General features: G+C 69.7%; 8 protein-coding genes. 5 read left to right on the top strand and 3 right to left on the bottom strand.

What is annotated here, in order from left to right:
• Positions 1-186: 186 nt before the first annotated feature.
• Complete coding sequence (locus ABZY89_RS29240; protein WP_355232680.1) at positions 187-1,467, bottom strand: acetyl-CoA C-acetyltransferase; 1,281 nt, start codon at positions 1,465-1,467, stop codon at positions 187-189.
• Positions 1,468-1,617: 150 nt separating this feature from the next.
• Between ABZY89_RS29240 and ABZY89_RS29245 the strand changes: the two genes are divergently transcribed.
• Together ABZY89_RS29245 and ABZY89_RS29250 are read left to right on the top strand one after the other, a co-directional pair.
• Positions 1,618-2,940 (top strand): 3-oxoacyl-ACP reductase, encoded by a 1,323-nt coding sequence (locus ABZY89_RS29245; RefSeq protein WP_355232681.1) that lies wholly within the window; start codon positions 1,618-1,620, stop codon positions 2,938-2,940.
• Positions 2,937-3,821, top strand: a complete 885-nt coding sequence (locus ABZY89_RS29250) for a MaoC/PaaZ C-terminal domain-containing protein (RefSeq protein ID WP_355232682.1) — start codon at positions 2,937-2,939, stop codon at positions 3,819-3,821. The genes ABZY89_RS29245 and ABZY89_RS29250 overlap by 4 nt, the downstream gene beginning before the upstream one ends.
• Positions 3,822-3,883: 62 nt before the next feature.
• Here ABZY89_RS29250 and ABZY89_RS29255 read toward each other — a convergent pair whose 3' ends face one another.
• Positions 3,884-4,780, bottom strand: a complete 897-nt coding sequence (locus ABZY89_RS29255; RefSeq protein WP_355232683.1) for a superoxide dismutase — start codon at positions 4,778-4,780, stop codon at positions 3,884-3,886.
• Positions 4,781-4,912: 132 nt separating this feature from the next.
• On the opposite strand from ABZY89_RS29255, the gene ABZY89_RS29260 reads away from it, so the two are divergent.
• From ABZY89_RS29260 to ABZY89_RS29270, 3 genes are read left to right on the top strand one after another with little or no spacing between them, the layout of a single operon-like run.
• Positions 4,913-5,815, top strand: a complete 903-nt coding sequence (locus ABZY89_RS29260; RefSeq protein WP_355232684.1) for a GNAT family N-acetyltransferase — start codon at positions 4,913-4,915, stop codon at positions 5,813-5,815.
• 56 nt (positions 5,816-5,871) lie between these two features.
• Positions 5,872-6,090, top strand: coding sequence for a hypothetical protein (locus ABZY89_RS29265; RefSeq protein ID WP_091041496.1), 219 nt, complete (start codon positions 5,872-5,874; stop codon positions 6,088-6,090).
• Positions 6,091-6,104: 14 nt separating this feature from the next.
• Positions 6,105-6,494 carry a PIN domain-containing protein gene (locus tag ABZY89_RS29270; RefSeq protein ID WP_355232685.1) on the top strand — a complete coding sequence of 130 codons (390 nt, stop codon included), beginning with the start codon at positions 6,105-6,107 and terminating at the stop codon, positions 6,492-6,494.
• A 3-nt stretch (positions 6,495-6,497) separates the two neighbouring features.
• Here ABZY89_RS29270 and ABZY89_RS29275 read toward each other — a convergent pair whose 3' ends face one another.
• The gene (locus ABZY89_RS29275; RefSeq protein ID WP_355232686.1) at positions 6,498-6,848 is read right to left on the bottom strand and encodes an ArsC/Spx/MgsR family protein; all 351 of its coding nucleotides are present in this window, start codon (positions 6,846-6,848) and stop codon (positions 6,498-6,500) included.
• Positions 6,849-7,031 lie beyond the last annotated feature (183 nt).

The following is a 7,031-nucleotide window of genomic DNA, read 5'->3' on the forward strand; positions in this document are numbered from 1 at the left end:
ACCTGGGGCCCGTTGCCATGGACCACCACGACCTGGTGCTCGCGGGCAATGTCCGCCAGGGCGGCCGCCGCCGCGGCCACGTGCCGGCGTTGGGCCGAGTTGGCAGTCGGGTGCCAACTCGGCCGACGGGAGTGACTTCTCGGCTGGTGCGGGTCGCCTCGGCTGGCGGGAGCCTCGGCGCGAGGGTTACTTCTCCAGGATGGCGACCACGCCTTGGCCGCCGGCGGCGCAGACGGAGATCAGGCCGCGGCCCGAGCCCTTCTCGTCGAGCAGCTTGGCGAGGTTGTTGATGATCCGGCCGCCGGTGGCGGCGAAGGGGTGACCGGCGGCAAGGCTGGAGCCCTTGACGTTGAGCTTCTCGCGCGGCACGGTGCCGAGCGGGGCGTCGAGGCCGAGCTTGTCCTTGCAGAAGTCCGGGGACTCCCAGGCGGCGAGGGTCGAGAGGACCTGGGACGCGAACGCCTCGTGGATCTCGAAGAAGTCGAAGTCGTCGAAGGTCAGGCCGTTGCGGGCGAGCAGGCGCGGGACGGCGTAGGCGGGAGCCATCAGCAGGCCCTCGCCGCCGGCGACGTAGTCGACCGCGGCGACCTCGGCGTCGACGAAGTAGGCCAGGACCGGCAGGTTCTTGGCGGCGGCCCACTCCTCGCTCGCGAAGAGGACCGCGGAGGCACCGTCGGTCAGCGGCGTCGAGTTGCCGGCCGTCATGGTCGGGTTCTCGCCCTTCACCCCGAAGACGGGCTTGAGCGTGGCGAGCTTCTCCACGGTCGAGCCCGGGCGCAGGTTGTTGTCCTTCTCCAGACCGCGGAACGGGGTGATCTGGTCCTCGAACCAGCCGGCGTCGTACGCAGCGGCGAGCTTCTGGTGGGAGGCGGCGGCCAGCTCGTCCTGAGCCTCGCGGGTGATGCCCCACTCCTGCGCGGTCAGCGCGGCGTGCTCACCCATGGAGAGCTTGGTGCGCGGCTCGACGTTGGCCGGGATGTTGGGGATGACGTCGGCGGGGCGGAGCTTGGCGAAGGCCTTGACCCTGTCGATGTTGGTCTTGGCGCGGTTGGCCTCGAGCAGGACCTTGCGGAGCTTCTCGCCCAGCGCGATCGGCGCGTCGGAGGTGGTGTCGGTGCCACCCGCGATGCCGGAGTCGAGCTGGCCGAGCGCGATCTTGTTGGCGATGTAGGTCGCGGCCTGGAGGCCGGTGCCGCAGGCCTGCTGCAGGTCGACGGCGGCCGTCTCGGGGGCCAGCCTGGAGCCGAGCACCGACTCGCGGGTCAGGTTGAAGTCGCGCGAGTGCTTGAGCACCGCGCCGGAGGCGACCTCACCGATGCGCTCGCCCTCGAGGCCGAAGCGAGCGGCGAGCCCGTCGAGGACGGCGGTGAACATCTCCTGGTTGGACGCGGTCGCGTACGCACCGTTGGAGCGGGCGAAAGGAATACGGTTGCCGCCCACGATGGCGACACGACGAGTGGTGGTCATGAGTTCATCCTTGTCTGATGAAGCGCTTTGGAGAAGGGTATGTCAGGGAGATCACGAAAAGTGGACACCGAGTTACACCTGTAGTTACAACTGGCCAGTAACATACCAACGTACGCCTCAGAGACCACGTCCAGAAGGATCAGAGAGACCATGAGCGACAAGTACCAGAGCTTCACCCAGTCGGCGATCGGCAAGGTCCTCGTCAAGAACCTCGGGCTGCCGAGCCCCGCCAAGCTCGAGCGGTACGCAGCCGGTGCCCCGCTCGTGAAGGGCACCGTCCTCGTCGGCGGACGTGGTCGTCTGGCGGAGTCGCTGGGCGGGCTCCTCGGCGAGCTGGACATCACCTCGACAGACTCCGCCACCGCCGGCGCCAAGTTCAAGGGCCTCGTCTTCGACGCCACCGGCCTCACCTCGACCGCCGACCTGGTCGCGCTGCAGGAGTTCTTCACCCCGGTGCTGCGCAGCCTGGAGAACAACCCGCGCGTGGTCGTGATCGGCACCCCGCCCGAGCAGCTCAAGGGCGCGGAGCGGGTCGCCCAGCGTGCACTGGAGGGCTTCACCCGTAGCCTCGGCAAGGAGATCGGCAAGGGCGGCACCGTCCAGCTCGTCTACGTCGCCGAGGGCTTCGAGGGCTCGCTGCTCTCCACGCTGGCCTTCCTGCTCTCCCCGAAGAGCGCCTACGTCTCCGGCCAGGTCGTGCGGATCGGCACCAAGAACGCCTCCCCCGCCGCCGAGCAGGTCGACCCGAAGAAGCCGCTGACCGGCAAGGTCGCGCTCGTCACCGGCGCCGCACGCGGCATCGGCGAGGAGATCGCCAAGGTCCTGCAGCGCGACGGCGCGACCGTCGTCGGTCTCGACATCCCGCCCGCCGAGGACGACCTGAAGAAGGTCACACCCGACTACATCACCGCCGACATCACCTCCGCGGACGCACCGGCCACGATCGCCGCCTACCTCCAGGAGAAGTTCGGCGGCGTCGACATCGTCGTGCACAACGCCGGTGTCACCCTCGACAAGAAACTCGCCAACCAGAAGCCCGACCGCTTCGGCAAGGTGCTCGAGATCAACATCTCCGCACCGGAGCGGATCACCGCCGAACTGCTCGAGCAGAAGCTGGTCCGCCCCAACGGCCGCATCATCGGCGTCTCCTCGATCGCCGGCATCGCCGGCAACCTCGGCCAGACCTCCTACGGCGCCTCGAAGGCCGCCGTCATCGGCTTCGTCGACTCGCTGGCCGAGGAGCTTCCCGACGGGATCACGATCAACGCGGTCGCGCCGGGCTTCATCATCACCCAGATGACCGCGGCGGTGCCGTTCGCGACGCGTGAGGTCGGCCAGCGGCTCAACGCGATGGCCCAGGGCGGCCTGCCGGTCGACGTCGCCGAGACCATCGCCTGGTACGCCTCGCCCGCCTCCACTGGCGTCAACGGCAACGTCGTGCGGGTCTGCGGCCAGATGATGCTGGGGGCATGATGAGCACGCCCAAGACCGAGCCCAGCTTCACCGGCAGGTCGGGGCCCGCCCTGCTCGTCCGGGCGGCGCTGCCGGCCATCCCTGGCATCAACGCGCTCCCGGGGATCAAGAAGACCGGCGTCGCCTACGAGGAGCTCAGCCTCACCCGCGAGCCTGTCGTCCTCGAGCGGAAGGCGGTCGACGCGTACGCCGAGCTGTGCGGCTTCCCGATCAAGGACACCGTCCCGCTCCCCTACCCGCACATGCTGGCCTTCCCGCTGCACATGGCGCTGATGTCGTCGCCCGACTTCCCCTCGCCCGCGATGGGGATGGTCCACATCGAGAACTCGATCAGCGGCTACCGCCCCATCTCGGTCGGCGAGGCGGTCGCGGTCACCGCGACCGTGGGTCAGCCCGAGCCGCACCCGGTCGGCAAGGCGTACCGGTTCCTGACCGTCGCCACCATCGAGGGAGAGGTCGTGTGGGAGTCCACCTCGACGTACCTCGTCCGTGGGAAGCGCAACCCCGACACCACCTGGAAGTCTGACTTCGCCGAGGTGGAGCCGTCCGGACCGGTCTTCCCGCTCAAGGCCGACCTGGGCCGGCGCTACGCCAAGGTCGCCGGCGACTACAACCCGATCCACCTCTACCCGCTGACCGCGAAGGCGCTGGGCTTCAAGCGGCAGATCGCGCACGGGATGTGGACCAAGGCGCGCTGCATCGCGGCACTGGAGAACCGGCTCCCGGGCGCGGTGCGGGTGGATGTCGCCTTCAAGAAGCCGGTCTTCCTGCCCTCCTCGGTCGCCTTCGGGTCGCTGAAGCACCTGGACGGCTACGACTTCTCACTCCACAAGCGTGGCTCGGACACGCTCCATCTGGTGGGGCGTACGACCGCGCTCTGAGCCCGGACCTGACGAGCCGCCCTCGGCCTGCTGGCCGAGGGCGGCTCGTTCGTGCGGACGGTTCAGCGGCGAACAGCGGTGACCCAGTAGGGCGTGTCGGGCTCGGGGGCGGTGGTGAATCGGGCGTTGGGCAGGTAGAGCCGGTCGCGGTAGGCGGCGACGGTCGTCGGCACGTCGAAGTCGTCGCTCGTCAGAGTGTCGACCTGGACACCGCGGGAGCCGGACCTGTCCAGATGGATGACGGCGATCTGGTTGAGGCGGTTGCGGACGACGTACAGCGTCCTGCCGAGCAGCAGCATGCCGTCGCCGTTGGTGAGGCTGGCCCCACCGAGGTCGACGACGCCGGTCGCGCCGGTGCGCGGGTCGACGCGGTGGAGGAGGCCCGTGGTCGAGTTGACCACGAGCAGGCCGCGGCCGTCCGGGGTGGCGGTGATGCCGTTGGCATTGAAGCCCTCCACCTGCTCCCAGTCCCCGGTGAGCGGAAGGGTGCGGACCGGGCCTCCGCCGAGCGGCACGGCGTAGAGCTGGGCCTGCTGGGAGTCGGTGAACCACGCGGAGTGGCGGGTGAGGACGACGTCGTTGATGAAGCTGGTCGCGGTGGTGAGCTGGTGGTCGGCGAGGACACGGCCGGTGCGAGTGTCGATCACCCGGGCGGTTCCGCTGGGGCCGCCGGAGGCGAAGAGCCGGCCGTGGCGGTCGACCTTGATGCCGACGGTGGCGGTGCCGGGGCCTTGGGAGACCACCTTGCCGCGGCCGGTGCGCAGGTCGACGCGGTAGATGTCGCCGTCCACGCGCGACCCGAACCAGGCCGTCGGCCCGCCTCCGATCGCGATGCCCTCGGGCTGGAAGCCGGGCGGGAGGTCGAATCTCTTGGGAAAGACCGTGTGCGCGTCGGCCGTGGCTGGGACGAGGGCCGCGACCAGTGCCGCGGCGAGCAGGGCGATACGGATCCGGAACATCGTTGCTCCTGACGGGGTCGGCGCCGCCGAGCCGGCGTGGAGGACGGCTGCTACCGCCTACCGTACGCCGCAGGCCCGATAACCCGTGGCGACTCAGGGTGAGCAGGTGGGACCGTGTGTCTCATGACCCCGATGACTCTTCCCACCGGCTATGCCGAGCGGCCGCTGGTGCTGGCCGATGCTGCCGCCGTCACCAGGGTGATGGCCGTCAACGAGCTGGCCACCGTCGGCGAGGTCGTCATCGAGCTGGCCGACATCGTCTCGGAGTGGCAGCGGCCTTCCTTCGACGTCTCCGCCCGGACGGTCGGCGTCGTCGATGCCTCCGGCGACCTCGTCGGCTACGCGGAGTGCTCCGGTGGTTCCCGGGCCGATGCCGCGGTGCATCCAGACCACTGGGGCCGCGGCCTCGGCACCGCCCTGGCCGGCTGGCTCGCCGCGAAGGCGGGCGAGCTCGGGGAGCCGGTCATCGGCATGCCGGTCCCCCAGGACTCGCCCGGCGACCGGCTGCTCGAATCCCTGGACTGGTTCCCACGCTGGGAGTCCTGGGTGCTGGCGCTGCCGAAGGACGCGGCGATCCCGGTGCGGGAGCTGCCCGAGGCGTACGCCATCCGGGCTGCCACACCGCAGGACCACGAGCAGGTGTGGACCGTGATCGAGGACGCCTTCCTGGAGTGGTCCGAGCGTGAACGGGAGCCCTACGCAGACTGGGTCGCCACGACCATCGAGCGTCCCGGCGCCGAGCCGTGGAACGTCCGCGTGGTGACCGGCCCGGACGGCGCTGTGGTCGCCGCCGCGGTGCTGGTGATGACCGAGGACGGCAGGGAGGGGTACGTCAGCAGGCTGGCCACCCGCAAGGACCAGCGCAACCGCGGCCTGGCCCAGGCGCTCCTCGCCGACGCGTTCAGCGCCGCCCGCGCCCACGGGGCGACGCGCGCCACCCTGTCGACGGACTCCCGCACCGGCGCCCTCGACCTCTATCTCCACGTCGGCATGGAGGTCGAGTCCACCTGGGTCCACCGGGCGACCCGGCCCTGATCCCACTTCGACGCCCCGGCCTCGGCTACCATCTTGCGTCCAGGAGGTGGACAGACATGTCCGACGTACTGATCCGAGGACTCTCGGATGACGAGCTCGCGCGCATCGACACCGAGGCGACGCGGCTCGGGCTCACCCGCAACGAGTATCTCCGCCGATGGTTCACGCCCGACGCTCTGCGTCCGCTGCCACCGGCGCGACCCGTGGCCGGCGGTGACTTCGCGAAGTTCGCCCCGCTCGCCGACCGGGGTCTGATGCGTGACGCATGGTCGTGAGGCGACCCTGGCTGATGCACCGGTCGGCACTCGCCCGGATGTCCACCAGCCCCGACGCTGAGAAGTGGTCCCGCCTGATCGAGCTGGGACAAGTACGCATCACCACCACCACACTGCTCGAGATCGGCCACCTGGCCCGATCCGAGCGGGAGTGGTCCGATCTCGTCGAGGACGTGCCGGTGATCCACATGCCGCTCGCGACCCTCACGCCGCGTACGGAGGCACGAGCGCTGGAGATCCAGCGCATCGTGCTGCGCGACGGCCGTCACCGGGTGCCATCGGTGCCGGACCTGCTGGTGGCCGCGGTCGCCGAGGAGGCCGATCTCACCGTCCTCCACGCCGATAACGACGTCGACCTCATCACCCGCACGACCGGTCAGCCGGTCGAGCGGCTGCGTGCCTGAGGTTCAGAAGAGCTCGCGGACCTTCTCGATCGGTCGGGCGAGCACACCGCGATCGCCCTTGAGCACGATCGGGCGCTGCAGCAGGGCGGGGTGCTCGACCATCAGCGCGACCAGCTCGTCCTCGGAGAGGTCGCGGTTGGCCAGGTCGAGCTCCTTGTAGACCGGCTCCCGCTTCCGCAGCACGTCACGCGCGCTCAGGCCGGTCTTGGCGAGGATGTCCTTGACCTCCTCGGTCCGCAGGCCGAGCACGTGGTAGTCGACCTTCTCGAAGTCGACGCCCTCCTCCTTGAGGAGAACGAACAGGTTCCGACACGTCGTGCAGGTCGGCTTCTCGTACACGGTGATCTGGTCCACGGCGCCACCTTAGCCCGCGGTTCGGGTGCGCTATCGCGGCAGGCGACCAGGGTGTGCGATAGTGCGCCGACCTATTTCTAGACCCGAAGATGAGAAAGATGCCGACCCGGCTCGTCCTGACCGAAATGCCCGCCGAGTCGGCTCGTCATAACGAGCCGACTCGGCGCCGAATCCCGTCAGGAC

It is taken from the genome of Nocardioides sp. NPDC006303, assembly GCF_040613175.1.
Classification (GTDB): domain Bacteria; phylum Actinomycetota; class Actinomycetes; order Propionibacteriales; family Nocardioidaceae; genus Nocardioides.

Bases quoted from the DNA above. Each gene is read 5' to 3' on its own strand.
- ABZY89_RS29245 (WP_355232681.1), top strand. From the start codon at position 1,618: ATGAGCGACAAGTACCAGAGCTTCACCCAGTCGGCGATCGGCAAGGTC.
- ABZY89_RS29240 (WP_355232680.1), bottom strand. From the start codon at position 1,467: ATGACCACCACTCGTCGTGTCGCCATCGTGGGCGGCAACCGTATTCCT.
- ABZY89_RS29260 (WP_355232684.1), top strand. From the start codon at position 4,913: ATGACTCTTCCCACCGGCTATGCCGAGCGGCCGCTGGTGCTGGCCGAT.
- ABZY89_RS29270 (WP_355232685.1), top strand. From the start codon at position 6,105: ATGCACCGGTCGGCACTCGCCCGGATGTCCACCAGCCCCGACGCTGAG.
- ABZY89_RS29255 (WP_355232683.1), bottom strand. From the start codon at position 4,780: ATGTTCCGGATCCGTATCGCCCTGCTCGCCGCGGCACTGGTCGCGGCC.
- ABZY89_RS29250 (WP_355232682.1), top strand. From the start codon at position 2,937: ATGATGAGCACGCCCAAGACCGAGCCCAGCTTCACCGGCAGGTCGGGG.
- ABZY89_RS29265 (WP_091041496.1), top strand. From the start codon at position 5,872: ATGTCCGACGTACTGATCCGAGGACTCTCGGATGACGAGCTCGCGCGC.